Annotated in this window: 15 protein-coding genes; 9 read left to right on the top strand and 6 right to left on the bottom strand. The window is 58.6% G+C overall.

The genetic code is table 11. The features are described from left to right. Window positions 1–130: 130 nt before the first annotated feature. Entirely contained in the window at window positions 131–1315 is a 1185-nt protein-coding gene (locus tag HY011_27655) for a toll/interleukin-1 receptor domain-containing protein (GenBank protein ID MBI3426722.1), read from the bottom strand. 553 nt (window positions 1316–1868) lie between these two features. Here HY011_27655 and HY011_27660 point away from each other — a divergent pair. Continuing rightward, window positions 1869–3170: a Gfo/Idh/MocA family oxidoreductase gene (locus HY011_27660; GenBank protein MBI3426723.1), complete on the top strand. Its 1302-nt coding sequence runs from the start codon at window positions 1869–1871 to the stop codon at window positions 3168–3170. 343 nt (window positions 3171–3513) lie between these two features. Here HY011_27660 and HY011_27665 read toward each other — a convergent pair whose 3' ends face one another. The 4 genes from HY011_27665 to HY011_27680 form a co-directional block, all read right to left on the bottom strand. Next, a complete protein-coding gene (locus HY011_27665; protein ID MBI3426724.1) occupies window positions 3514–5112 on the bottom strand; it encodes a sugar transferase in 1599 nt (532 codons plus the stop codon). 218 nt (window positions 5113–5330) lie between these two features. Further along, a complete protein-coding gene (locus HY011_27670; GenBank protein MBI3426725.1) occupies window positions 5331–6977 on the bottom strand; it encodes a long-chain fatty acid--CoA ligase in 1647 nt (548 codons plus the stop codon). Window positions 6978–7128: 151 nt separating this feature from the next. Then, complete coding sequence (locus tag HY011_27675) at window positions 7129–7995, bottom strand: hypothetical protein (protein ID MBI3426726.1); 867 nt, start codon at window positions 7993–7995, stop codon at window positions 7129–7131. A 203-nt stretch (window positions 7996–8198) separates the two neighbouring features. Continuing rightward, complete coding sequence (locus tag HY011_27680) at window positions 8199–9899, bottom strand: hypothetical protein (protein MBI3426727.1); 1701 nt, start codon at window positions 9897–9899, stop codon at window positions 8199–8201. Between the two features lie 680 nt (window positions 9900–10579). Between HY011_27680 and HY011_27685 the strand changes: the two genes are divergently transcribed. Continuing rightward, a complete protein-coding gene (locus HY011_27685; GenBank protein ID MBI3426728.1) occupies window positions 10580–11440 on the top strand; it encodes an alpha/beta hydrolase in 861 nt (286 codons plus the stop codon). 39 nt (window positions 11441–11479) lie between these two features. Continuing rightward, the gene (locus tag HY011_27690; GenBank protein ID MBI3426729.1) at window positions 11480–11992 is read left to right on the top strand and encodes a DinB family protein; all 513 of its coding nucleotides are present in this window, start codon (window positions 11480–11482) and stop codon (window positions 11990–11992) included. Between the two features lie 180 nt (window positions 11993–12172). Here the strand turns inward: HY011_27690 and HY011_27695 are convergent, their stop codons facing one another. Further along, on the bottom strand, window positions 12173–13087 hold the full coding sequence (locus tag HY011_27695) for a hypothetical protein (protein MBI3426730.1): 915 nt from the start codon (window positions 13085–13087) through the stop codon (window positions 12173–12175). A gap of 231 nt (window positions 13088–13318) precedes the next feature. Between HY011_27695 and radA the strand changes: the two genes are divergently transcribed. The 6 genes from radA to HY011_27725 all read left to right on the top strand — a co-directional run bounded on the left by radA (window position 13319) and on the right by HY011_27725 (window position 26452). Further along, window positions 13319–14698, top strand: a complete 1380-nt coding sequence (radA, locus tag HY011_27700; GenBank protein MBI3426731.1) for a DNA repair protein RadA — start codon at window positions 13319–13321, stop codon at window positions 14696–14698. 280 nt (window positions 14699–14978) lie between these two features. Further along, entirely contained in the window at window positions 14979–16835 is a 1857-nt protein-coding gene (locus tag HY011_27705) for a vanadium-dependent haloperoxidase (protein ID MBI3426732.1), read from the top strand. Between the two features lie 353 nt (window positions 16836–17188). Further along, window positions 17189–18718 carry a hypothetical protein gene (locus HY011_27710; GenBank protein MBI3426733.1) on the top strand — a complete coding sequence of 510 codons (1530 nt, stop codon included), beginning with the start codon at window positions 17189–17191 and terminating at the stop codon, window positions 18716–18718. Window positions 18719–19036: 318 nt separating this feature from the next. Then, on the top strand, window positions 19037–20581 hold the full coding sequence (locus HY011_27715; protein ID MBI3426734.1) for a toll/interleukin-1 receptor domain-containing protein: 1545 nt from the start codon (window positions 19037–19039) through the stop codon (window positions 20579–20581). After that, window positions 20578–24786, top strand: coding sequence for a hypothetical protein (locus tag HY011_27720; protein ID MBI3426735.1), 4209 nt, complete (start codon window positions 20578–20580; stop codon window positions 24784–24786). The genes HY011_27715 and HY011_27720 overlap by 4 nt, the downstream gene beginning before the upstream one ends. A gap of 13 nt (window positions 24787–24799) precedes the next feature. Beyond that, the gene (locus tag HY011_27725) at window positions 24800–26452 is read left to right on the top strand and encodes a D-aminoacylase (protein MBI3426736.1); all 1653 of its coding nucleotides are present in this window, start codon (window positions 24800–24802) and stop codon (window positions 26450–26452) included. Window positions 26453–26618 lie beyond the last annotated feature (166 nt).

Raw genomic sequence — 26618 nt, forward strand, 5'->3', positions numbered from 1 at the left:
GTTGTTGCCTTGGGTATGTGTCAGTAGCCCGCGCGTGAGCAAGGGCTCGACTGGCGCAGAAAAGCCCTTGCTCACGCGCGGCCTACTGACACCTTTCACGCTGCCGCAAACACAAACATTGTGATGCGAGTCATTGCTGCAAAAACGGACTGCGCGCCTGCGGTTGTTGCGCCTGGAGCCGGCTGACAAACTGGCCCAGGTTCAAACAGAACAGGCGTTTGATATTTTGATCGTCGCTCAGATTCAACCCCAAATTTGAATACGAACCGGACGGGAAAATCGGCGGATCGTAGTATTCGTTGATAAATTCCAGCGAGAAGCTTTGCAGCGTGCGGCACATCTCATCCAACAGCTCAGGGGTTTTGAAAGGTGCCAGCATCATCACGACCACTTTTTCGTTTTTGAAGCACTCGTCCAGATCGCGCAAGCGTTTGCTGACCAGATTGTGGTAGAGCGACAGCGGATCAATGACCAGTACTGACGGTGTATCCGTCGCCAGCAATTTGGCGCGTTCCTGATTGACGATATTGCGATCCGTCCAAAACGCGGGATCGAGTGGTTCCAGCCGAAACTGGCGCGGCGTCTGTTTCTGGCGCGCGGCCACGTCCGCCAGCCGTTGATTGATGGCGTCACACTGGCGGTTCAGAATGTTCTCAATGGATTCCGATCCGCGAAACGGTTTCCAATCCAGGCGGCGCGGGCCATAAAACTGCCGCAACTCATTGCGATCAGCAATGCCGATCTTGGTTAGCAACTGGCTCAAGGAAGGCAAGTCAGGCAAGTCCTCTTGCAACTTGTCTATTTCGTCGGCAGTCACGGCCAGCACCGCCAGCGTGATCGGAATCGCCGGGTCGTCCTTTTTGACGCCCACGGCGATTTCATTGACGATCTTTTGCCACAAGTCTTTGTTCACGTTTTCAACGCCCGCGCGATAGGCATCGGCGTCTTTCAACTCGGTGATCGCCTGCAAGCCGGTCAACGCCTTGTTTTGCCCTTCCAGCGTGAGCGAGATCAAGCGGCGTTGCTCGGATTGATCGGGCGGCGCCGAGAGCAGATAGGTGTTGAAGGTCGCGATTTCGAGCGAGACCCAATCTGAACCTTTCGCGTTTTCAGACCAGAGCACAACCAGATGCCGCGCCTCGCGCAAGGCCATCGCCAACTGCCTGTCCCAGGGTTTGCCCGCCTCTAGATCGCGGTCATCAAAAAAGGTCTTGATGCCTTTGGCCTGCAACGACTGGTTGAGCTTCGCCGCCCAGGGCCGATCCAGGCTGCTGTACGAAATAAATATGTCACGCTGAAAATTCGGGTTCGCCATATTCAAATCCCTTTCCAATTTTTCGTGAGGGAGCTACGGTAGGGCCTGTATTACTGCCTTGGGGCCAATGGCTGGTAAGCTTAAAAACAACTGGCATTATCTCACCAATGGTCGCGAATGATCGCTGATGGCCTGAATGCAGCGCGAACTTAGCGGAAAAGAGCATTCTTTGCAATGCTTCAATAGACGGGGTGCGCGTCAAAGTCTTTGCACATTGGCAAGCCGGGCGGCTGTGGTGCGCGTGGCGCAACCTGCCGAGGTTGCGCGGCTTCACCAGTTGCGCATTGAAGGCACGTGGAGCAATGAATCGCTCTGCTGATAAAGCTGCGCTGCCGAGGTTGCACGGTGTCGCAGCCACGGCCAAGGCTTTACTTGCGACACGGCGCAACCTCGGCAGGTTGCGCCACGCGCGCTGAAACGTTCGGTTCCGCCCGCGCAAAACTTTGACGCATACCTGGCAGAAGCGAAATTGGGGTCATCATTCGTCGCGTGTTGCGCTAGAATGCGCGCACCGCTTTCAACCCGACAAACATCAACGTCAACAGGAGCAACCATGATCGAACGACGAACCATTCTCAAAGGCGCCGGGGCGGCGCTCACCACTTCGCTTTTTACCGGGCGCGTCAAAGGCGCGAACGACCGCCTCGCCACTGGGCATATCGGCATCGGCGCGATGGGTTCCAGCAATCTGGGCTTCGCGCTGCGCTTGCCGGATGTCGAACCGACCGCGGTTTGCGATGTGTATCAACCGCATCTGGACAGAGCCGTCGCCGCCGCCACCAAAGCAGGCAAGACGGTCAAACCCATCAAAGACTTTCGCGAAATCCTGGCCGACAAATCCATTGATGCCGTCTGCATTTCGACGCCCGATCACTGGCACGCTTACATGGCCGTCGAAGCCTGCAAGGCGGGCAAAGATGTTTATGTCGAAAAACCGGCTTCGGTCTATGTCGAAGAAGGGCGCAAGATGGTGCAGGCCGCGCGCAAATATAACCGTGTCGTGCAGGCAGGCACGATGCAACGTTCCGGCGGCTATTTCCAAAAAGCGGCTGAACTCGTCAAGAGCGGCATGCTCGGCGACGTGACGTTCGTTCACACGTGGCAAAGCGGAGCCGTCAAAAAACAAGGCTGGGGCAGACCTGCTGACGGGCCAGTGCCTGCGGGTTTGGATTGGGAGATGTGGCTGGGCCCCGCGCCCAAAGTGCCGTTCAACCTCAACCGCTGGGGCGTAGGCGTCACGACCTTCCCGACCTTCCGTTATTTTTGGGATTACGCGGGCGGCGCGATGACCGATTGGGGCGTACACCTGATTGACCCCGTGCATCAATGCTTTGGCGAAGCGATGCCGACGACGATTTCGACACAGGGCGGCAAGTTTTATGTAGACGACAACACCGACACGCCTGACACGATGGTGGCGACATTCACCTATCCGAAATTCATGCTGACCTATGAAAGCCGCACGGCGAATCCGATGCCGATGTTCGGCGGTCAAGGCGCGGGCACTTCCATTCACGGGACGGAAGCCACCGTCATCGTCACGCGCGGCGGTTGTTGGCTGGTGCCGAATCGAGGCTCAAAAGTCGAAGCGCAAACTTATGAGAACGACAATGTGATGCGCGACCTGAACATTCCGCACTGGAAGAACTTCATCGCCTGCATCAAGTCGCGCGAGAAACCGACCAGCGACATCGAAACCTGTGTGCGCTCTTCAACAACCTGCCTGCTCGCCAACCTCTCGATGCGCCATAAGACCATGCTCGAATGGGACGAAACGAACTGGACGGTCAAGCAGGGTAACGTCAGGCCTTTCCTGAAAGCGAAGTATCGTTCGCCGTGGAAGCTGGAAGTTTAAGAGCGCGTATGAAAAGCCCTGAAGGGGCTTAATTCAATCGCCGTGGGCAACGCCCCCGATAGCGACAGCATTTTTCTCAACCCTGAAAGGGTTGCACGATGAGGGCCGGTACGACCCCTTACAGGGTCGAAATTGGTTCAGTCGCCTATTGAATTAAGCCCTTTCAGGGCTTCCTGCGGCACTTTTCAGAAATGCTTTGAAGACGGCGAACTCGGCCCGTTCGCTTTGTTGTTTTTTGCGCCTCTGGCGCAAAGAGAAAAGTTTTGGGTAATGACAAGGTTTTTTAGCGCGACCAAACGGGCTGGCAGGAACTCTGAATGGAAGCTCGGCGCGGCTGTCAGCGTCAAACCCGCTCGCGCATCCACATGGCAGGCAGCGTCTTCAAGATGATTTTGAGGTCGAGCCAGGGCGACCAGTTTTCAATGTAGAAAATATCCAGTTGCACCATTTGTTCGAACGATAATTGATAGCGCCCGCTGACTTGCCACAGCCCGGTTAGACCTGGTTTGACGTCCAAGCGTTTGCGATGCCACGGCTCATAACATTCCACCTCGTATTGCAGCGGCGGACGCGGCCCCACCAGTGACATTTCGCCTCTGAAGACATTGAGGAATTGCGGCAACTCGTCCAGGCTCGTCCAGCGCAACCAGCGCCCGCTGCGGGTGAGTCTGCCTTCACTGATAAACTTATAGTGCGGCTTTTCGCCCGTGCCCAGATTGGCTTCGCCCTGCTTTTTGATCAGCCGGAACATGTATTCACGATGTTCCGCGTCGGGCTGTTGCGCCTCGTTCATCGAACGGAATTTGTAGAGCAAAAAGATGTGCCCATCCATTCCCACGCGCTCTTGCCGGTAGAGCAGCGAGCCGTGCGAGTCCAGTTTGATCGCCAGCATAATCAACAGCCACAACGGCGCGGTCAGCAAAAGCACCAATGAACTGATGACCACATCCACCGTGCGTTTCAGAAAGCGCGCGGGGCCGGACAGCGGCTCTTCGAACAAGCGCACCATCGGCACATTGCCGAGTTGTTCGACGTAGGTTTTGCGCGGAATGCAATTGAGCAGGTTCGGCACAATGCGGAAGTGGATGCGGTTGCCGCGTCCGCATTTCACCATCGTTTCAAACAGTAACTGCGGCGGCACCGCCGGATCGGTGATCAAGACTTCCTGAATGCGATAGCCGCGAATCAGCCGGTGCATCTCGTCATACCGGCCCAGCGTCGGCCATTGCCGCAACGCCTCGCTCTCAGGCGGATTGCCATCCACCGTAACCAGCCCGACGACGCGCCGCCCCACACGCGGATCGTGCGCGATCTCATTCACGCACATCTCGGCCACGCCATTCGCGCCCAAAATCAGAATCGGAATCACATTGCGATGGCGGCGGCGATAGAACGTTTGCAACAGCCGCAGACCCGCGCGATAGCCCAGAAAGGCGACCAGGCTCAACAGGTAATACAGCACGAAGACCGAACGCGAATAGGAATAATCGGCATAAGCAAAGCCGCCGCGATAAAAGAAGGCGACCACCGTCACCAGCAGCGCCCCGATGGAATTGGCTTTGAAGATATTGATGAAATCGTCGCTGTAGGAAAATTCGCCCCGCACCCGATACAGCCCGCGATAGGAAAAGCAGGCGATTTGAATCAGCGGCACGAAATACAACACGCTCACATAGGGCCAGAATTCATAGTTGAATTGATAGGGCAGCCAGTGCAGCAGCGGGTCTTTAGCTTCGATAAAGACCGTCTTGTCGGGATGGCGCAACCAGAGCGCCAGCACGAAGAGGGAACTCGCCAGCAGCGCATCAAAAATCGTCACCCCCACCGTGATCAGGTTGATGCTGTGATCGCTGAGTGGCAACAAGCGCCACGGCGCACGTGGTTGCACCAATTCCTCCGGGACAGCAATCATTCGATTGGATTCGCGCGGTGAGACAGCCATGTGCTTACTACTGGGTTCTACCAACTGGGAAATCGGTTAAGGAACGCAAGTGATGGTATGAGAAACACGCCGGAAAAAGCAAAGGGGAGTGGTCAGTGGTCAGTGGTCAGTGGTCAGTGGTCAGTAGATTGTCGTTGTGCAGTTAAGCAGACCGTCACGAAAACATGACCCAGAAAGAAAACGGAGAATGAATTCACCTACTGACTACTGACTACTGACTACTTCTCCTCCCGCAATTCGCGCCGCAGGATTTTGCCGACGGCGCTTTTCGGCAGCGCGTCCCTGAATTCAATGTGTGTGGGTAGTTTGTATTTGGCGAGCCGTTCGCGGCAGAACGCCTGTAACTCTTCGGCGCTGACGGTCGCGCCGTCTTTGGACACGATGAACGCCTTGACCGCTTCGCCGCGATATTGATCAGGCACGCCGATGACGGCGCATTCCTTGACCCCGGCGTGCATAAACAACACGTCTTCGATCTCGTTCGGATACACGTTGTAACCGCTGACTAAGATCATGTCTTTCTTGCGTTGGACGATATAAAAATAGCCGTCCTCATCCATGCGCGCCACATCGCCGGTATACAGCCAGCCGTCGCGCAAAACGTCAGCCGTCTCGGCGGGCTTGTTCCAATACCCCTTCATGATTTGCGGCCCGCGAATGCACAATTCGCCCGTTTCGCCCAGGGGAACTTCGGTCGTGCCGTTTTCCAGATCAACGATCTTCATTTCAGTGTTCGGCACAGGCAAGCCGATGCTGCCGGGTTTGCGGTTGGCGAGCATCGCGGTCGAAGTGCCCAGCGCCGAGGTTTCGGTCATGCCCCAGCCTTCAAACAAGGCCGCGCCGCTCATCGCTTCAAAACGTTCGATCACTTCGACCGGGCAGGGCGCCGAGCCGCTGTTTAACCGGCGAATCGCCCCGAGTTTGCTGTGCACCGCTTCGGGGTGATTGAGCAGCGAGATGAACAGCGTCGGCACACCAGGAAAGAAACTCGGTTCGTAGGTGTTGACCGCCGCCAGCAACATGTTCACGTCATATTTCGGAATCAGGATTTGCAAAGCGCCGGCAAAGGTTCCGTAAACCAGCCCGACGACCAAGCCATAAACGTGGAAGAAGGGAATCACGAGCAAAAACTTTTCGTGGCCGCGCGTTGTATATTCCCGGCTCCAAACGTGGCACTGCACGCAGGGGGCAAACAGGTTGTAATGCGTCAGCATCGCGCCTTTGGGCGTGCCCGTCGTGCCACCGGTGTAAACCAGCGCGGCCACATCTTCTTCGGCATTGATTTCGACGCTGGGCAGCTCCGGCTTTTCGATCCCCGCAAGCAGGGCCGAAAACGACAGCGTGCCTTCCGGCGCGGCGGGCGCATGGCGCTGATCCTGGCCGTAGGCTTGCACGCTGGTCGTAATGATCTGTTCGATGCTGGTGTTCGCCTTGATGCCCAGGCTGATGGGTGACAGCGCGTCCAGCGTAATCATCAAACGCATCCCGGAATCTTTGGCGACGAGTTCAACCTCGCGCGGCGTATAAATCGGATTGACGTTCGCCACAATCGCGCCCAGCCGCACGATGGCGAAGAAGCTGATGACGTATTGCGGGCAATTGGGCAGCATGACGCCCACGCGGTCGCCCTTGCGAATGCCCAACCGCGCCAGTGCCGTGGCCAGTTTTTCGGCCTGCGCCTTGATGTCTTTGTAAGTCAGTTGCGCGCCCAAAAACGCCGTCGCGGGCCGCTCGCCGTAATGGCTGGCGGCGATGTTCAGCGCTTGGTAGACGGACTGGCGCGGATAGCTCAACTCGGCGGGAACCCAATAATCATAATGCTTCAACCACGGTTTCTGTGCGTAGGGCGATGGATTGGTGCTCATAGAATTGATCTGTCTCTCGGATTGAACTGGCACAGAACCGTGAGCGGGAGAGCGGGGATTGGCGCAAGCAGCTTGAACTGTAAGCCAACCCCGCGCGGTTCTGTTTCAAAGCGTGCGTGAGGATACCAGACTCCGGCGCTTCGTGCGAAGCTCATTTGAACCAGCGCAAATAATCCGGCAGAGAATGCAATTGGTCTACGTGATCGGGCGCGGAATTGCCCGCGAAGCCGATCAAGTGAAACTGGCCCGCGCGCACTTCGCTCAATAGTTGCGTACCCATTGGCCCCCACTTCACCACCGCTCGCCGGTTCAGCCCGAGTTGCGCGAGCAGCCAATCCGTCGTCTCGGTCGTGCTGGCAAAGGTGCCGGGGAAGATTTCGGAATGCGTGACGATCATTTGCTTGCGGCCCGCCACGGCATCCCGCGCGAATTGCAAAAAGATTTCCAGCCCAACGGTTTCCAGCTTCGATTCCTGCGGGCCAGGTTTCCCTTCAACGTAGCCCGTGTGCAAGCCGTCAATCAGCAAGACGCGCTCAACGCGGGCGTAATGCTCCGGCGTTTTCAGAATTTCGCGCACTGCACCGTACCCCGCGCTCCAGGCCGTCAACGTCAGCGGCGCAAACTTGACGCCAGCCTTATGTTCAGCTTCATTCAACAAGCGCGTCAGCAATTGCGGATCGCTGAACGGCTTGGCATACGCGCCTGAACCGGAACCGATTTGAATCGAGAGCACCGCCGTCTTGCCTAAGCGCGCGGCGGCCACTTCAGGCAGCCAAGTGCCCCCGTGAAAGTGTATGAAGAGGGGTGTCTGCGGTTTGAGTGTCAGTTTGGCCGGGATAAAAAGCGTGCCCAATTCCAGTTTCTCGCGCCGTCCGGCGGGCGTTTCTTGTGGCAACCGCGGATGCGCCCGCGTGTGTTCGACCATCGGCGAAGGGTTTTGCGCTTGTTGTCCATAGGCCGCCAGCGCCACGCAGAGCGTGAACAAGCTGGTTGTTAGGTTGGTGATAAGACTACGCAAGCGACAGTACTCCGCACGCTTCAAATCAGGCGTGCGATTTTGCAGTTCAGTGGATGGGAGATGCCGTGCGCTGGGACGGTACCGCGCGCGTGAGCAAGCGGAGACTGCACAGTTGTGCCGGTGTGCCGTACTTGACGCGCCGTTTGCTCACGCGCGCGGTACCGTCCCGGCGCGCCCTACCGTGCACGCAGTTGAAAACCGCTTTAAGGTGTTTCCTGCCACGGCAACCGCGTGTCGGCGGCGCCGAAGTCGAGCACGCGCAAATCGAGTTCAGGCGTCGTATGCAAGACACGGTAGCGTTTCTCGGCGGGCTTCAGCGGTTCCTGTTTGTAATAGGAGGTTTGCAACCAGTAGCGCACGCCGAGCCGTTTCCAGAGTTCCCAGTTGCGGGCCGGTTCGAGCGAGCCAATGGTTTTGCGCCCGGTGTAGAGCGCGACCATGCCGGGATTTTGCGTGGCGATCACCTCATTCGTCGGCAAATTGTCACCGGCCCATTTGATCAAGGCTTCGTTCTCGTCAAAGATGCGCAGCCACTGCGCGCGGTTGGGGCCGGTGCGGTGAACGGCAACAATGTGCGTCACCGTGCCATACAGATTGAGCGCCAATAGCACAGCCAACACGCCATACGCGAGCTTCAATGGCGCGAGCCGCAACTGCGCCACCTTCCGCCATACACTCTCACACCCCAGCAACAGGTAATAGGCCATCCACGGTAACAGCGGCAGCAAAAAGCGGATTGGTGGGAACGGCCAGGCCAGTGTGACCAGCAGCGTCAGCGGGACCGCCAGTTCGGCCAGGGTCAAACGCGCCCGCCACGCCAAGACGAAGCCCAGACCGGCCAGCAGGCTCAAAAGGTATGACAAGGCCGAAGTAAAGAATGTGCTCTTGAGCCGCCAATCCCCAATCACCAGCGCGCGAAACAGCGGATCAACAAACAGCGCCCCTACGTCGTAATCCAAGATGTGCGCGCCATTCTCGAACATCCGTCCGGGAATATCTTCGAGTGAGAGGATGCCCTGATTCGGATAGCCCGCGCGGCGATGCCAGAAGGATTCACTGTAGCGGTAAACAATGTAGTTGTTTTGCTCGGCCTTCTGCTCCGGCGTGACGGCATTGCGTCCCGTATAGAGCATCCACGGTCCAAGCAGGAGCGCCGAAGTGAGCGCGAAGACCGCCAGGGGACGCCACCGGCGCTCTTTGGTCAGATAAAGCACCGTCGCGAGCAAGACTGCTATTGACGCGGCGCGCGTCAAAAACATCGCCGCGCCCAAGACCGCCGCCGCCCCGGCCCAGCGCAACGCGTCCGCCTCCTGTTTGGCGCTGACGCACCGTTCAACAGCCAACACCGTCAGCACTTGCCAAAACATAAAGACACACTCCGACATCGTCGTCGAAGTCGCCAAGAAAACCAGCGCCGGATTCAACACCACCACACTCGCCAGCCCCAGCGCTACCAGCGGAGCCACCACGCGGACGCGCCGGAAATAGACATACACCGCACCGCCCAGGCCGAACATCGCCAGACAGGAAACTGCCTTGAGGAAAAGCAGGTTTTGTGGAAATTGCGGCACGAGCCGGAACACCAGCGAGAGCAGGAACGGGTAACCGGGCGGATAGAAGGGCAAAATTCCGGGCGAAGGCGAATTGGTCAGCCGGTAGCCATGCCCCGTCGCCAGCGCCTGACCCAGCAAGACATACCAGGCGTCATCCACGTATACCCCGACCGTGCGGTCAAGCCGCAGCGCATAGATAAGCAGCACAAACACAACCAGCAAGACGGCATACAGGCGCAATCGGCGCGTGCCTGGGTGGGGTTCAGCGCCAGTTTCGTCCGCCGTCTGGTGCAACAGCAACGAGGGTGTGAGTAGTTCGACTGGCGGCGGTTTTTGTTTTCGTTTTGCCATAAGAATCTGCGGCCTGAACACGCTTGCCAGATAGACCATGTGCTTCACGCGGACGTTGGTATTGCTGACTTGAGATGCTTCGCTACGGATTGCGCTGAATTGCGGCGCTGGAGCGAGCGGCATTTTAGCTTGCCGCTACACGTCTGCCAAACTTATCCAAGTAGTAGGTCAAGCGGCAGAGAGGCAAGCCGCAGCGCAACGCAGAGCACGCAGTTCGATCCTACAAGCAGTTGAAAAGGTAGCGCCACCTGGGTAGCACCGCTGCCCGCGTGCAGACTTGGCAGGCGACGATGTCGGCCAGCGGCTCTGACTTGCTGCCTGCACGCTGGCAGCGGTGGTGCGTACCCTGGTGGCCTGCGTTTTCCGACTCCTGCTTCTTTCTATTGGGCATTTCGCACTCCCAGCACAATTCGGCCAGACTCGCCAGGCGCAACTTGTCGGCTTCTGTGACGACGCGTTAGCATGCGTTGTCATTCTTTAGAGCAGCTTTCATTTGCGTGTACGGTGGAGCGGCGCAATGCTGATACGGTACCGCGCGCGTGAGCAAGCGGTGTGTCAAGTCTGGCGGACTGGTGCAATGGTAAAGCTTCCGCTTGCTCACGCGCGCGGTACCGTATCGCTGCGCGGACTTTGGCCCTACACCGAAGCGAAAACCGATCTAACAACGAAGGAACCAATTGATGGAACCCATCTCGCATTATTTCTATTCACATCGGCTCAAACTGCAATTCTGGGACTGGGGCACGGCGGGCAAGCCGACGTTGCTGCTGGTGCACGGCGGCTTGGATCACGCGCGCAACTGGGATTGGGTGGCGCGTGCCCTGCGCGACGACTTTCACGTCTACGCGCTTGATCTGCGCGGCCACGGCAACAGCGCCCAAGCGCCCGGCGCGCTTTACAGCATCGCCGAACACGTGCTTGACCTGTCGGCGCTGGCTGACATCATTGACGATTTTCCGCTCTACATCATCGGTCACTCGTTGGGCGGCATCATCACCTTGCATTACGCAGGCATCTTCCCCGAAAGTGTCAAAAAAGCCGTCGTTATTGAAGGACTCGGCCCGCCGCCGAATCATCGCATTCACAAACCCGCGCCCGAACGTTACCGCGAATGGATCGCGGGCGTGCGCAAGACCGAAACGCGCGACCCGCATTCTTATCCCGACTTGCAATCCGCCGTCGCGCGCATGAAAGAAGCCAACCCGCATCTCTCTGACGAAGTCGCCCAGCACCTGACCTTGCACGGCACGAATTGGAATTCGGATGGCTCGCTGGTCTGGAAGTTCGACAACTTCGCGCGCGGCTTTCCGCCCTACGGCACGAACATCGAAGACGCGCGCCAAATCTTCAGCCAGATCACCTGCCCGGTGCTGCTGTTCTGGGGCATGGAAAGCTGGGCCGCCGATCCCAGCACGGACGGGCGCGCCAACGTGATCCAAAATCACCGGCTGGTCAAAGTGGCGAACGCCGGGCATTGGGTGCATCACGATCAGTTGGATTTGTTTTTAGCCGAGACGAAGCAGTTTTTGGCGGAGGCTTGAACCGCTGCCATCCCTAACTTTCGATCAGGAGAACGAAGCATGACGCTCAACGACATTCAACATCTCTTCGCCTACACCGAATGGGCCAACGCCCTCGCGCTCGACGCGGCGGAACATCTCTCGCCCGCACAACTCACACAAGATCGCCAGATCAGTCACGGCTCGATTCTGGGCACGCTCTTGCACATGGCCGGGGCCGAATGGGTCTGGCTCGAACGTTGGCACGGACGTTCGCACATCGGCCCCGATGCCTGGGCGCGCTGGACGGTGGCGCAGTGCGGCGATGTCGCCAGCTTGCGCGCGCAATGGCAGCAAGTCGCGGCAGAACGCCAAGCCTATCTGGCCGAATTAAACGACGACGCTTTGCCGCGCGAACTCGCCTTCAAACGCATTGACGGCAGCGAGCACAGTTTGCCGTTGGGGCAACAAATGCAGCACGTCGTCAATCACGCCACATTGCATCGCGGTCAGGTCGTCGGGATGATCCGGCAATTGGGCATCACGCCGCCCGCGACCGATTTGCTGTTTTTCCTGCGTAAGCCGCAGCAATGACAAACAAAGCGCGCGGCGCGTCTGGTAAGCGTTCGCCATTGCCTGGAACACGTTTCGTGAAGCGGCGCGTGACCGGGTGTTGTACGACCTGGCCGCCTTCGTCTTGTCGCTGCGCGCCACCGCGCTCTTTTTTTGACGACCGCAATGCCGACCGGACGCAAGTTTCAAGTGGTTTATTGGCTAGGGGGACCTCTTTAATTGCAAATCGAAACCTTCCATATCTCCTAGGCTGTCAAGTAGCATCATTGGATTAGGGGCGCGGCCAGTTTCAGCAGCTTCAAACCCAGGTTGTTCCGCTAAAAGATAAAGGCTGGTTATCTTCTTTGTTACTGGTATTCTAAACGCGACCATGCCTGATGAGTCAGTGTGCTTTATGTAAGCTCCGCCATTCGAGTCCTTTAAGGTTACTTTTGCATTTGATAGTGGTTCTGAAGTGTCGGCTGCTGCTACACTTGCTGTAACAATCATGTGAATGCCGTCCCACTCAATAGACCGGATGAAGAAACTTAGTGCTAGCATTACAAGCAGTGCTAATGCGAACTGTCCAACCCCTCTCAGATCAGTCTCAGCTTTTTTTATTGTTGGTATGCCTTTAATTCTAGCTTCGACTTTTACCGGACTTTCATAGTTATCTATCAAGGCCTTTAGCTTAATTGTATCCCCTCGGTTGAGTAGCAAGGGCTGAATGACGACTTGATTGGCTTCTATATCTGGTGTTAGCTCTGTTTTTATGTCTGTTTTTACCTTCAAGTTCTCAGGTTTGCAGTCGAGCACGGTATGCGTCATTAAATTAGCGGATTGTCCAAATGAAATCGTGAGAGGCTCAGAAAAATCCTTGTCTTCGATTGGATGCCAGCCATGGTTTTTCAATTCCATTACAATCAGGTGTACTCTCTTTACCTGTCTGTCGTCGAAAAGTATCTTCACTTGATCGTTGTAATCTTGGTTAATGTCAACGACAGCCTCCTCTGAGATTACCCTATATTTGAAGCTTTTCCGCTGTCGCCACCATTGAAAAACGAATAAAACAATGGCGGCAATAAGGAAGCTGCCCGCATTGAAAGGCAGCTTGGTGAGTCTCTCTAGCCATTCCATAATATTTTCCTTTAATTTGGTTCTTGGGGCGTTTGACAGGTTTGCTGTATCGAAAATTGAGAAGCGGCTGACTGCTTGCACTTCAGAATTGATTATAGCTACTGGCAAGGATAATGAAAGGTTTAGTCTTGTCTGAATAAAAAACGGCGGGTTTGCAAACAACAACTGGCTCGCCATATACAAAGCAAGAGAAGAGAAAACACTATCCCAGATGCTACAATGCCCGCCATTATGGCAACCAAAGCTCCCAAAACAGTGTATGCGTGTCAGACCTGCGGCTATCAGTCGGCCAAGTGGCTGGGCAAGTGCCCGGATTGCAATTCGTGGAATTCGTTTGTCGAAGAACGCGAGCGTGAGACGCCCAAAACAGGCACGCCAGTATCGCGCGGCGGGTTGAAATTGCGCGAGAGCAAGCCCGTCGCCTTCAACGCCATCCCCGCGCAGGATGAGGCGCGTGAGGTCACGGGCATCGAAGAGTTCGACCGCGTGCTGGGCGGCGGCATCGTGCCGGGTTCGCTGGTGCTGATCGGCGGCGAGCCAGGCATCGGCAAGTCTACGTTGCTGTCGCAGGTAGCCGACAAACTCAGCGGAATGTATGGCAGCGTGCTGTACGTTTCGGGCGAAGAGAGCGAGCGCCAGATCAAGCTGCGCGGCGAACGGCTGGGCATTCATCCTGAGAATCTGTTTTTGCTGTCGGAAACCTCGCTCGACCGCATCTTTGACGAACTCGAGCGCCTGCAGCCCCAGGCGATCATCATTGATTCCGTCCAGACGGTTTATTCTTCAAAGCTGGAAAGCGCGCCGGGTTCGGTCTCACAGGTGCGCGAGGTCGCGGGGCAGTTGCTGATGGTGGCGAAGAACTTGACTGTGCCCATCTTCCTGATCGGCCACGTGACCAAAGAGGGCGCGATTGCCGGGCCGAAGGCGTTGGAACACATCGTGGATACAGTGTTGTATTTTGAGGGCGAGCGGCATCATAACCATCGCCTGTTGCGCGCGGCCAAGAATCGTTTTGGCGCGGCGAATGAGTTGGGCGTGTTTGAAATGACCAGCAAGGGGTTGATCGGCGTGCCCAACCCTTCGGAAGTGTTTTTGAGCGAGCGCCCGATTGGCGCGTCCGGTTCGGCGGTGATAGCGGCGATGGAAGGCACGCGGCCCATGCTGGTCGAGATTCAGGCGCTGGTCGCTTCGTCCAAATTCGGCACGGGCCGCCGCACGACGCAGGGCGTGGAGTTGAATCGCGTGGCGTTGTTGGTCGCAATGCTCGAAAAGCGCGTCGGGATGCAAGTGAGCGGCGATGACATCTTCGTCAACCTGGTCGGCGGCATCGCGCTCGATGAACCGGCGGTGGATTTGGGCATCGTGGCGGCGGTGGTGTCCAGCTTCCGCAACATCCCGCTCGATGAGCACGCGATTGTGTTTGGCGAACTCGGCTTGGCGGGCGAAGTGCGCGCGACCAGCCACGCGCAGTTGCGTTTGCGCGAAGCCATTCGCATGGGCTTCAAGCGCGTGGTGATGCCGAAAAATAACTTGAGCGGCCTGGAGCCGGATGACCGCATCGAGATTATTGGGGTGCGGTCGGTGACGGATGCGTTGGATGCGTTGTTTTGAAGCGCGTCTTCGCTTGTCGCCGTGCCTTTGGCGCGGGGCGCGAATAAGTTGACAAGCTTGCTGCTCACCAACAGAATTGCCCGCGCTCGACGATAAAAGCGGAAGGAATAATGGCAGGCTTCCGATGTTGATTCCGCGCCAAAAAGAACCGCCAAAATAAAAATACCTTCCGCTTACTCTTCAACTTGGCGAACCGTCCGCGCTTTGCTGGTCACACGCAACTTACGTCCGCTAAGGACATCCTCAATGATCATCATTTAGCTAAGGAGACGTACCCGACATGAAGCGAACCCGACAGAACCAATACGAACAACAAGTGCGCGAATTGCTCACGCGCAGCCGCCGCGAATTTTTACGCGAGGCGGGCGGTTTGACCGCTGCGGCACTGGCCGCCGGTGCCGGCGTGCCGGTGCTGGCGCAAGAAGCCAGCACCGCCCAAGGGCTAAGCGCGCCTGCCGATTTCGGCGGCGTGACCGGCGTGGCGCGCGCGGCCAAGGTCTATGAAGCGCGCGTGCAGGCCGCGACGTTTCAGAAAATACAACCATTGCCCGAACCGCTGAACAACGGCGATGAAGACCGTTATGCCAACCGCCTGGGCAATTTCTCAAAGGCGCTGCCGCATAACAATCTGGGCGAAGTGGATGCGCAGGCCTACAACAGCTTGCTCAATGCGTTGAAAACGGCCAGTCCCGATGATTTCGAACGCATCACGCTGGGCGGCAGCGTCAAATTGACCAACCCGCAGGCCGGACTGGGCATGGATATGGAAGGCCCGGACACGATGCACCTGAATCAACCGGCGGCCCCAACATTCAACAGCGCCGAAGAGGCCGGCGAGATTGCCGAAAATTATTGGATGGCCTTGCTGCGGGATGTGGCATTTGCGGATTACGACACCAGTACGTTGGCGGTGGCGGCAGTGACTGATCTGAATCGTTTCAGCGATTTTCGTGGGGCGCGCATCTCGGCGCGCACGATGCCCACACGCGGCGGCAGCGCTGGCGTGGCAGACGAGGGCGCAGCGGCGCGGCTGGCCGCTGAGGGCGAAGCAGAGCCGGAACCGCAAAACCTGGTTGAACCGGAACAAAATGTCGGGCGTGTGCCACAGCGCGCCAAGGCATTGCTGGGGCGCGTGACGACGGGGACGCTCTTTCGTGGCTTGACGCCGGGCGATTTGACCGGGCCGTACCTGTCACAGTTTATGTGGTTGGAGGCGCCGTTTGGGGCCGAAACCATCAGCCGCCGCATGCGCACAGTCAATCCGGGCGTGGATTACCTGACGACCTACAGCGCCTGGCTGAGCGCGCAAAACGGCAACGGAGTTTTTAGTTATTCCAAGGACCCGACGCCGCGCTACATCCGCAACGGGCGCGACCTGGCCGAATGGGTGCACATTGACGTGCTGTTTCAAGCGTATTTCACGGCCATGCTGATTCTGCTGGGCAGTGGCGCGCCCTTCGACAAGAACAATCCTTACGCAAAATCAAACACGCAAAACGGTTTCGGCACCTTTGGCCCGCCCCACATCGCGGCACTGGTGTGCGAAGTGGCGACGCGCGCGCTCAAAGCCGTCTGGTTCCAAAAATGGTTTGTGCATCGCCGCTTGCGCCCCGAAGAGTTTGCCGGACGCCTCCACAACCACGTCACACGCGCGGCGGTTTATCCGATTCACGCCGACATTCTAAGTTCGCCGGTGCTGACCGAAGTCAATCGCAAATACGGCACCTACTTGTTGCCGATGGCCTTTCCCGAAGGCTGTCCGACGCACCCGGCCTATGGCGCGGGCCACGCGACGGTGGCGGGCGCGTGCGTGACGATTCTGAAAGCCTGGTTTGATGAAGCGTATGTGATTCCCAATCCGGTGATAGCCGCGCCGGATGGGCTGACGCTCTTGCCCTATACCGGAGCCGGGGCGGCCTCGCTGACCGTGGGCGGCGAACTGAACAAGCTGGCCTCGAATGTCGCGATTGGCCGCAACATCGCGGGTGTGCACTGGCGTTCGGACGCCACCGAATCGCTCAAGCTGGGCGAGGCCGTGGCCATCGGCCTGTTGCAGGATTTCAAAGGCTGTTTCAACGAGAAATTCGACGGCTTCTCGTTGACGAAATTTGACGGGACGCGCGTGCTCGTCGGCTAAGTTTGCGCCTCGGCTTGGCGAACCGGGGCCAGCCAGATGGACAACCACATCTGGCTGGCCCCGAGTTTTTACTCTGGTAAGGATTAGTTTGAATTTGCCCGTAAATTCTTATTGACCCTTCTTTGAGTTTTGGCCTAGATTGCAGCCCGCAACCGAAATTTATTTTATCCACTGGCCCCTCTCACAACGTGTCCCGCTGGGCAAGTTAAGTTGAATCCCTGATCCCTTTCCGATTGGTGCTTTTGCTGAAGGAAACCAAGCGGCTTTCTTCCCTTTTATCCACTCCTTTTCTATTTCTCACAGCGCGTTATTCACCTTTGAATAGCGGATGTTTGAAGTCCGGAGGTCCCACAATGCAGTATTTCAAAATGACAGTGCTTGCGCTGGCGGTTTTGCTTGCCGGCGCGTTGTTTGTTCCAGGGCGGCGCGCGGGTGCGCAAAACCCGCTGCCCGTGGGCGAGCGGCCCACCCTGGCGCAGCATCTGAATCAGGCCGAGATCGAATCCGGCAAATATCCTTTGCCCGCCTTACTCGAAATTGGCGAAGAGATTTTCGCCGCGCGTTGGAATGCCCTCGATGGGCAAGGGCGGCCCTCTGCCACGGGGAACGGGGCGCCCACCAAACGCGACCTGCAAAACAATGTACCGTTTCTACGCACCTCGGGCCCTGACGCTTCCTCGTGCGCCGATTGTCATTCGCAGCCATTTGTCGGTGGTGCGGGCGGCTTTGTTGCAAACGTTTTTGTATTGGCACAGGTGGCTGACCCGATTGTAGATTCGGTTTCGGCGGAATTCTCCAACGAACGCAATACGCTTGGCCTGAATGGTTCCGGCGCCATTGAGATGTTGGCGCGCGAAATGACCGAAGACCTGCTTAGTTTACGGCAAACTGCGATTTTACGGGCGCGTTCGGCGGGCCGCGATATGACCATCGAACTGGTTACCAAGGGCGTCAGCTTTGGTGAACTCACGGCCAGCCCCAATGGTGTGGTCAATACGTCCAAAGTCGAAGGCGTGGACGCCGATCTAATCATCAAACCCTTTCACCAAAAAGGCGTGGTCAATTCGGTGCGCGTCTTTACGGTCAACGCCTACAACCATCATCACGGCATGGAAGCGGTCGAACGTTTCGGCAGCGGGCAAAAAGATGTCAAAGGCAATGTCATTGATACCGCCGATTTTGACGGAGATGGTGTTAAGGATGAACTGAGCGTGGGTGACATCACCGCCGCCACTCTCTTTCAAGCGGCGATGAACGTGCCAGGGCGCGTGATGTCGAGCGAGCCGACCCGGCGCGCGGCGGCCCAACGCGGCGAAGACATGTTCGGCGCCATCGGCTGCATCGAGTGCCATCGCCCGACGCTGGTGCTGCGCTCGCGGCTCTTCACCGAACCAAACCCCTACAACCCAGCGGGCAATTTGCGGCCCCAGGATGTGCAAAAACTGTTCAGTTTCGATCTGACCAGCGACATCCCCGGCCCGGCACTCGAGGCCATTCCGCAAGGGGGCGCGGTCGTGCGCGCCTTCACCGACCTGAAACGCCACGTCATTTGCGATTCGTTCGATCCGTTCTATTGCAACGAACGCAAGATTCAGAGCGGCGTGCCGACCGATCAATTCCTGACGCGCAAGTTATGGGATGTCGGCAACACTGCCCCTTACGGCCATCGCGGCGACCTGACAACGATCACTGACGCGATCATGCACCACGCCGGTGAAGCGCGCGCTTCGCGCAATAACTTCGCCGAGTTGAGCAGGACGCAGCAAGACGAGATCGTCGAATTTCTCAAACAATTGCAAATCCTGCCCAACGGCGCGCCGCGTGAAATCACCGACGTGCAATTGCGTCAATCACAGCGGCGGCAAAGTCAGTTTCAGCAATAGTTTCAGCAACAAGGTTGCCCTCAAAGCAAAACCATCAACAGGGCCGGACGCCAGTGTCAGCGTGCGGCCCTTTACGTTTAGTGGAGTTGAAGCAAAACCGGCGAACGAAAAGCCCGCAGGCTTTACTACGTTGACGAATTTGATGTGTCGCGGGTGTTCACCGACTGACACTTGCGGTGCAGCATTCGCGGGGCTCAGCCGATTGCAAACCTTCCCATGCTGACGCAGAATGCCTGCCGTTGTCGCCAGACATTGTTCGCGTCAGCACAGGCGCAAACATCACTCATCAGCAATTCGACTAACGAGGTGCTAGACCCTATGGCAGCATTCCCCAATGACATTTTCATTAGCTACAGCCACCGTGACAATTTGACCATCCCCGGCGCCAAAGGCTGGATGGACAAGTTTCACGCCTTGCTGCAAGTGCGCCTGAGCATCCATCTGGGCCGCGATCCCGTCATCTGGCGCGATGGCAAATTGACGGGCGGCGATTTCTTTGACGATGAAATCCGTGACAATCTGCTCGGCAGCAAGCTCTTGCTCTGTGTGCTCTCGCCCAGTTATCTCAACTCGAAGTATTGCGGGTTGGAGCGTGACGAGTTTTTCAAAGCCGCCGATCAGTCGCTGGGCCGCCGCATCGGCAACCGTTCGCGCTGTGTGAAGGTCATCAAGACCTACATTGAACGCGACGCGCATCCACCCGAAATGCAAGGGCTGTTGGGCTATGAACTTTGTGATTTCAACAAAGAGGAAGATCGCCCGCGCGAATACAGCCAGGATGCGCAGGGCTATCAGTATCAGGCTTACCTCGATCTGGTGGATAAGCTGGCTTGGAATCTGAGCGAAACCCTGAACGCCATCAAAACGGCGGCCCCCGCGCCGAAACTGGCGCTGGCCGAAACCAGCCACAAAGGCATCGTCTATCTCGCCGAAGCGACCGCCGACCGCCAGACCGACCGCAAGCAAGTGCAGAGCGAATTGGCCAGCCGTGGTTATCGCGTCGTGCCCGCCGAGCCGCTGCCGCGCGACAGCGCCGAGGGTTATTGCGAGGCCGTGCGCGCGCATTTGCAGGAAGCCAAACTCTCGATTCATCTGATCGGCGAAACCTACGGTTCCATTCCCGACGGCGAAGAGGAGAAGTCCATCATCTACCTGCAAAATGAATTGGCTGCCGAACAAAGCGCCCAGGCCGCGCTGGCGCGCCTGATCTGGCTGCCCAAAGATTTGCAGCCCAAAGGCGAAAAACAAACGCGCTTCCTGGATTACCTGCAAACGAACGGCGTGGCGCAACAAGGGGCTGAACTGCTGCAACGTTCGCTCACCGATCTGCTCAATCGCATTATCGAGAAGCTCGTCCCGCCCAAAGCCGCCGTGCCCAAACCCGCCACCGGGCTGGTTGATGAATTGGTGCGCATCTATTTGATCTGCGACAAACTGGATTTCCCGACGCTCAAACCGCTTGAGGATTATCTCTTCGACAAAGGTTACGAAGTCGTGCCGACGCTCAACGAAGGCGACGAGCAGCAGGTCATTCAATACCACAAAGAAATGCTGCTGGAATGCGATGCGGCGTTGCTCTATTACGGCCAGGGGAACGAATTCTGGCTGCGCATGAAGCTGGCGGATATGACGCGCAAGGTGCGGGGCTGGGGGCGCACGCGGGCGTTTCTGGCGCGCGCCATTTATCTGGCCGCCCCGGAGCAAGACGCCAAACAACGCTTCCGCACGCTCGAAGCCACGCTGCTGCCGCCCGCTTTCAATGGGTTTTCAGTGGCCGCGCTCGACCGTTTTCTGGCGGAGTTGGAAAGCGCCCGCAATGAATTGGCGCAAACCGGCGCAACCAGCCTGGGAGGTGCCCAATGAGTCAAACCGCTGAATTGTTACCGCTGAATGTGACGGACAATCCGTTTCCGGGGCTGCGGCCTTTTGAGACGGACGAATACGAATTGTTTTTCGGTCGTGACGGTCAGAGCGACGAAGTCCTGTCAAAGCTGCGCAAGTCGCATTTTGTGGCGGTCATCGGCACTTCCGGCAGCGGCAAATCTTCGCTGGTGCGCGCGGGCGTGCTGCCGGCGCTGTACAGCGGCCATCTGACCATCGCGGGGTCGCGTTGGCGCGTCGCGCTCTTTCGCCCCGGCAACAACCCCATCGGCAATCTGGCCGCCGCGCTCGACCAGCCGGATGTGCTGGGCGGCGCGGCGAGCAATGCGCCCTTTGCCCAGCGTTCCGTCGAAACGTTGTTGCGCTCCACCTCGCTCGGTTTGCTCGAAGCCGTGCGGCAGGCGCAATTGCCGCCCAACGAAAACCTGCTGATCCTGGCCGACCAATTCGAGGAACTCTTCCGCCTGAAAGACGCCACGCAATCCTCAAATAGAGTTGGTGATGAGGCCGCCGCCTTCGTCAAACTGCTGCTCGAAGCCACGCGCCAGCGCGAATTGCCGATCTATCTGGTGCTGACGATGCGCTCGGATTACCTGGGCGAAGCCGCGCAGTTTTACGGCCTGCCCGAAGCGATCAACGAAGGCCAATACCTCATCCCGCGCTTGACCGAAGACGGCTGGCGCGAAGCCATCACCGGCCCCATCACGGTCAACAGCGCGGCGATTACGCCGCCGCTGGTCAACCGCCTGCTCAACGACGCCGGGAACGATCCCAACCAATTGCCGATCCTGCAACACGCGCTGATGCGCACCTGGGAAGAGTGGCTGCACAAACGGCCCGGCCATCATCTCGCGCATCCGGCCTTTCAGCGTGGCGCGGCGCTGGATTTGTGCTGCTATGAAACCGTCGGCGGCTTTGCCAACGCGCTTTCCAACCATGCCGATGAAGCCTACGACGAATTGCCGCCCGCGTTGCAGCCGCTGGCCGAAAAGATTTTCAAATGCCTGACCGAAAAAACGCGCGACAACCGCGAAGGCCGCCGTCCCGCGACCATCCGCGAACTGTGCGCCGTCACGGGCGCCACCGAAGCCGACGTGAAAACCGTCGTCGAAACCTTCCGTCAGGAAGGCCGCTCCTTCCTGATGCCGCCCGCGTCCGAGTCACTCAAGCCGGGGACGCTGATTGACATCTCGCACGAAAGCCTGATGCGCGGCTGGCAACGCTTGCGCAAATGGGTGGAAGAGGAAGCCGAAGCCGCGCTGGTGTTGAAACGCTTGTCCGAAAACGCCGCCTTGCACGCCCAAGGCCAGCAGGATTTTTACTACCACCCGGCGTTGCAAATCGCGCTGGACTGGCGCGAACGGCAACAACCCAACGCCGCCTGGGCCGCGCATTACGGCTGCGATTTCGCCCAGGCCATGAAGTATCTGGATGACAGCCAGGCGAATAACGCGCGCGAAGAGGCCGAGTTGGCCGCCCAGCGCGCGCGCGAATTGGAAGCCGCGCAAACGCTGGCGGCGGAACGGCAACGCCGCGTGCGCTGGTTGCGAATCAGTTTGGGCGTGCTGACCCTGCTGTTATTGGCACTGGCGGGTTTGACGGGCTATGCCTTTCAACAAAAAGCCCAGGCGCAGTCGGAACGGGCAGACGCACAGCGACAAAGGGCCGAAGCCGTGCGGCTGCGCGAAGTCGCTGAAGGCTCTTTGACAAAAGTGCGCGTGTCTGAAAAGCAGGCGCAGGAAGAAAAAGAGGCCGCCCTCAAAGCGGAAGACAAGGCGCAGCAAGAAAAGCAACGCGCCGAACTGGCCTTGCTGGCGACGCGCAAAGCCGAAGCCAGCGCCGTGCAGGCTAAAAAACTGGCGCAGCATGCCGAGGCTGTGGCGAAGGATGAACGCGATAAAGCGGAAGCCGCACTGAAAGAGTCCAGCGCCCAGAAGCTGCGCGCCGAAACGGCGCTCGGCACGGTGAATGAAATTGATCGTTCCGCGCCTTACTTCCACACCATCTTCCGCGACAACTACGTCTCGGCGCTCAACAGTGTGGCTTACAGCCCCAGTGGGGAAACCATTCTGACCGGCAGCGCCAGCGGCGTGTTGTGGCTGAACCGCCACGACGGCCAGCGCACGCTCTATCGCCGTGTCGGCGCGGCGCCGGATGCGGCACTGCCGCCCGCCGTCACTGATCCGCAATCCGCGCAACACAACCCGAACGCGATCAGCGTCGTCGCCTTCGGCCATCAATCCGCCAGCGGCGCGCCCGTGAATTTTCTGGCCGCGCATCGCACCGGCGCCGTCGAGGTTTGGCGTTTGGCGGATGAGCAGTCCGCCACCTTAGAGCAGGCGGCCTTGGTGAAGCTGGCAGCGTTGCCAGGCGACAATACCGCCGTCAATTTTGCGGCCTTCAGTCTTGACGACAGTTTGGTTGTGACGGCTGGCGCTGATCGCCGGGTCCGGGTTTGGGGACTCACGTCTGGCAAGCCGGTTGCAGTTCTGCCGCCGCACCAAGGGGTGGTGAATCACGTGGCATTCAGCCCCAATGGTAAATTGCTGGCGACCGCCAGCGACGACGGCACAGCGCAAATCTGGAGCCTTGTTCCGTATTACCGGATCGCGTTATTGCGCCCCGGCCTGGAAAAAATCAATCGTGTCAACTTTAGTCCTGACGGTAAATATCTTGTGACTGCCGGGGCCGAATCGGTGGCGCGTGTTTGGAATGTGCAGACGGGCGAGAACGTCTTGCAACTGGGCGGCAAAACCGGTCATACGGCTGAACTCAACAGCGCGGTTTTCAGTCCCGACGGCAGCCAGATCGTCACGGCCAGTAAAGACCGCACCGCCCGCCTCTGGCCGGTGCGCGAGGCCTTGCGCAGCCGTGAACGGCGCAACAATCCCAGCCCCTTGCCCGGCATGGTCGAAGTCAATGGCGTGCTGGTTCCGAGCGGCGAGGCGGCGGCGGACGCCCTGGCCCAGACGGTGGAACTGCCGGAAGTGCAAAGCCTCGTGCTGGAAGGGCACGATGCCGATGTGACCAACGCCAGTTTCAGTCCGGATGGCAAATGGGTTTTTACCATCAGCCAGGATCGCACGGCGCGCGTTTGGCAAGCGCTGACAGTGGGGGGCCGGAAAGCCGGCGAGGTGCTGGCCGTGTTGCGCGGCCACATCGGCCCCGTGACCAGCCTGGATTTCAATGCGCGGGACAAGCACCTCGTGACGGCCAGTACGGATCGCACCGTGCGCGTTTGGGATCTCGCGGCGCTGGGCGATTTGCGCATCAACGCGGAGGTGCAGGTGGACAATGAAAAATATGGCGGCAATTGCCCGGTCACGTTCAAAATCGCGGGCCGCGTGCGGGTCGAAGGCGGCGCGGGCGCCGTCAAGTATCAATTCATCACGAGCGAAGGCGAACTGGGCCGCCCGCAAACCTTGAATTTCGACGCGCCAGGGGTCAAAGAAATCAGCGAGACATGGTCTTTTAACCGTTCGGCACCCAACGCCTGGCTGGCCTTCAAAATACTCGAACCCACCCAGCTTGAATCGGCGCACGTGCCCGTCAGCGTGCGTTGCACAAACTATGAGCGTGCCACCACGTCAGCGCCGCCGCCCGCTGAAGCGCTGACGGTCGAGGTCTTGCAACAGATCATGCCGCGCGCGTCAAAAGACAGACTGGCGCTTTATCTGCCTTATCTGCAACAGTCCTTCACGGAATTCAAAATCAATACCCCGGCGCGCCAAGCGGCTTTCCTCGCGCAGCTTGCTCATGAATCCGGCGAGTTGCGTTACATGGAAGAACCTTGGGGGCCAACCGCTAGTCAGTTGCGCTATGAGCCGCCCAGCGATTTAGCCACGCGGCTGGGCAATACCCAGCCAGGCGATGGCCAACGCTTCAAAGGGCGCGGCCCTTTCCAAATCGTCGGGCGCGCCAATTACCAAAAATACGGCCAGGCGCTGGGTCTTGATTTGCTCGGTCAACCTGACTTGGCCGCCACGTCCGCCGTGGTCTTCCGCACGGCGGGTTATTTTTGGCAATCCCAAGGTCTCAATGAATTGGCCGAACAGCAGGACTTTCCGCAAATCACTCGCCGTATCAACGGCGGTCTCAATGGGCTGGCGGAACGCACCCGTTATTACAATATCGCCAAGCAGGTGCTGGGCGTCAGCGACCGCGCCGACCAGAAACAAGCGAAGTGAGCCGCGCCGGACTATGCTGTTCGATCTGATCATCGAAAACGCGCAGGTGCTGGACGGTACCGGCCAACCGGCCTATCCGGCGCGGCTCGCCATCAAACAACAGCGCATCGCCGCGTTGGGCGCATTCTCCGGCCCGGCCCGCCAGACGCTCGACGCGCGTGGTCTCACCGTCATGCCCGGCCTGATTGATCCGCATTCGCACGCCGATCTGTTGTTGCCGCTGCCGCCCGCCAAACAGGCCGAATTGCTGCGTGGCAAACTCGCCCAAGGCATCACCACCACGATCATTGGCAATTGCGGTCTGGGTTGCGCGCCGCTCGCCAACGCCGAGGCCGAAACCATTCTGCGCGCCGTCAACGCCTGGATGACGCCGCAGCAAGTGGACTGGAACTGGCGCACGACCGGCGAATACCTCGACCGCCTTGCCGCGAACGGCCTGGCGCTCAACATCGCCACGCTCGCGCCGCACGGCCCGATTCGCATCTCGGCAATGGGCTTGGCGAAGGGGCCGCCCTCGCGCCGCCAGTTGCAACAGATGCGCAAACTGGTCGAGCAAGCCATGCGCGACGGCGCGCTGGGCCTGTCCACCGGACTGATTTATCCGCCTGGGATGTATTCCGCCCCAGAGGAATTGCAGGCGCTGGCCGAGGTCGTACACGCGCACGGTGGGCTTTACACCAGCCACATTCGCGGTTCGAGCGAGTTGCTCATCCCGGCGGTCAAAGAGTTGCTGGCAGTCGGCCAGACGACCGGCGTGCGCATTCACCATTCGCACAACGAAGCCGTGGGCCGCGCGCACTGGCCCAAGATCGCGCGCGTGCTGGCGCTGGAAGAACAAGCCGAACGCGAGGGCGTGCGCATCAGCTTCGATATGTTCCCTTACACGGCGGCGGCGACGATGATGATCGCCCTCTATCCGCCCTGGGCGTTGGAAGGCGGCGTGGATTGTTTGGTGGAACGACTGCAAGATTTGAAAACGCGCCAACGCATTGCCCGCGACATCGAACGGGTGAAACCATCATGGCCCGCCTGGAAGCCCAACGGCTGGCCGCACAATCTGGTGCGCGCGACCGGTTGGGCGGCGATTCGCATCGGCTATGTCGCATCAAGGCGCAACAAACGTTTTGAAAACCGCAGCCTGCTGGAACTGGCGCAACTGACGGGCAAGACGCCCTTCGACGCGATTTCAGATTTGATCGTCGCCGAGCGCGGGCAAGTCTCGATGTTGATTTTTGAAGTGTCGGGCGAACGCGAACAGCGCGACCTGCTCGCCCAATACGCGCGGCATCGGCTCTGCGCCTTTTGCACCGACGCCGAAGAATACGGACGCGGCTTGCCACATCCGGCGGCGTATGGCGCAATGGCGCGCATCCTCTCCAAGTTCGTGCGCGAAGATAGCGTGCTGACCTGGCCCGAAGCGGTGCGCAAGATGACGTCGTATCCGGCGGCGCTGTTTGGTTTGAAAGATCGTGGCGTGATCCGGCCCGGTGCGTATGCTGATCTGGTGTTATGCGATCCGTCGCGAGTGCGCGACCGGGCCAGCTTCGACAGGCCGCGCCAATTGGCCGCCGGGATTGAAACCGTGCTGGTCAATGGGCAGGTTACCTACGCGCGTGGCATGAAGCAGCCGCATTTGGCGGGAACGGTGATCAAACGGCAGTCGTAGCGCAACCTGCCGAGCATTCGTTTCTACACAAGTCTGACGCTCTGTGTCTTTGCCCTGAAAGGGCGTAATTCAATAGCCGTGGGCAACGCCCACGGTAGGCCGTCAGCAGGTTCTACGGCCCTGAAGGGGCCGGACTCGACGTCGAATGCGGCCCCGGCAGGGCCGA

This window comes from Acidobacteriota bacterium, from assembly GCA_016196035.1.
Taxonomy (GTDB): Bacteria; Acidobacteriota; Blastocatellia; order RBC074; family RBC074; genus JACPYM01.

Bases quoted from the DNA above. Each gene is read 5' to 3' on its own strand.
- HY011_27655 (MBI3426722.1), bottom strand. From the start codon at position 1,315: ATGGCGAACCCGAATTTTCAGCGTGACATATTTATTTCGTACAGCAGC.
- HY011_27660 (MBI3426723.1), top strand. From the start codon at position 1,869: ATGATCGAACGACGAACCATTCTCAAAGGCGCCGGGGCGGCGCTCACC.
- HY011_27665 (MBI3426724.1), bottom strand. From the start codon at position 5,112: ATGGCTGTCTCACCGCGCGAATCCAATCGAATGATTGCTGTCCCGGAG.
- HY011_27670 (MBI3426725.1), bottom strand. From the start codon at position 6,977: ATGAGCACCAATCCATCGCCCTACGCACAGAAACCGTGGTTGAAGCAT.
- HY011_27680 (MBI3426727.1), bottom strand. From the start codon at position 9,899: ATGGCAAAACGAAAACAAAAACCGCCGCCAGTCGAACTACTCACACCC.
- HY011_27685 (MBI3426728.1), top strand. From the start codon at position 10,580: ATGGAACCCATCTCGCATTATTTCTATTCACATCGGCTCAAACTGCAA.
- HY011_27690 (MBI3426729.1), top strand. From the start codon at position 11,480: ATGACGCTCAACGACATTCAACATCTCTTCGCCTACACCGAATGGGCC.
- HY011_27695 (MBI3426730.1), bottom strand. From the start codon at position 13,087: ATGGAATGGCTAGAGAGACTCACCAAGCTGCCTTTCAATGCGGGCAGC.
- radA (MBI3426731.1), top strand. From the start codon at position 13,319: ATGGCAACCAAAGCTCCCAAAACAGTGTATGCGTGTCAGACCTGCGGC.
- HY011_27705 (MBI3426732.1), top strand. From the start codon at position 14,979: ATGAAGCGAACCCGACAGAACCAATACGAACAACAAGTGCGCGAATTG.
- HY011_27710 (MBI3426733.1), top strand. From the start codon at position 17,189: ATGCAGTATTTCAAAATGACAGTGCTTGCGCTGGCGGTTTTGCTTGCC.
- HY011_27715 (MBI3426734.1), top strand. From the start codon at position 19,037: ATGGCAGCATTCCCCAATGACATTTTCATTAGCTACAGCCACCGTGAC.
- HY011_27720 (MBI3426735.1), top strand. From the start codon at position 20,578: ATGAGTCAAACCGCTGAATTGTTACCGCTGAATGTGACGGACAATCCG.
- HY011_27725 (MBI3426736.1), top strand. From the start codon at position 24,800: ATGCTGTTCGATCTGATCATCGAAAACGCGCAGGTGCTGGACGGTACC.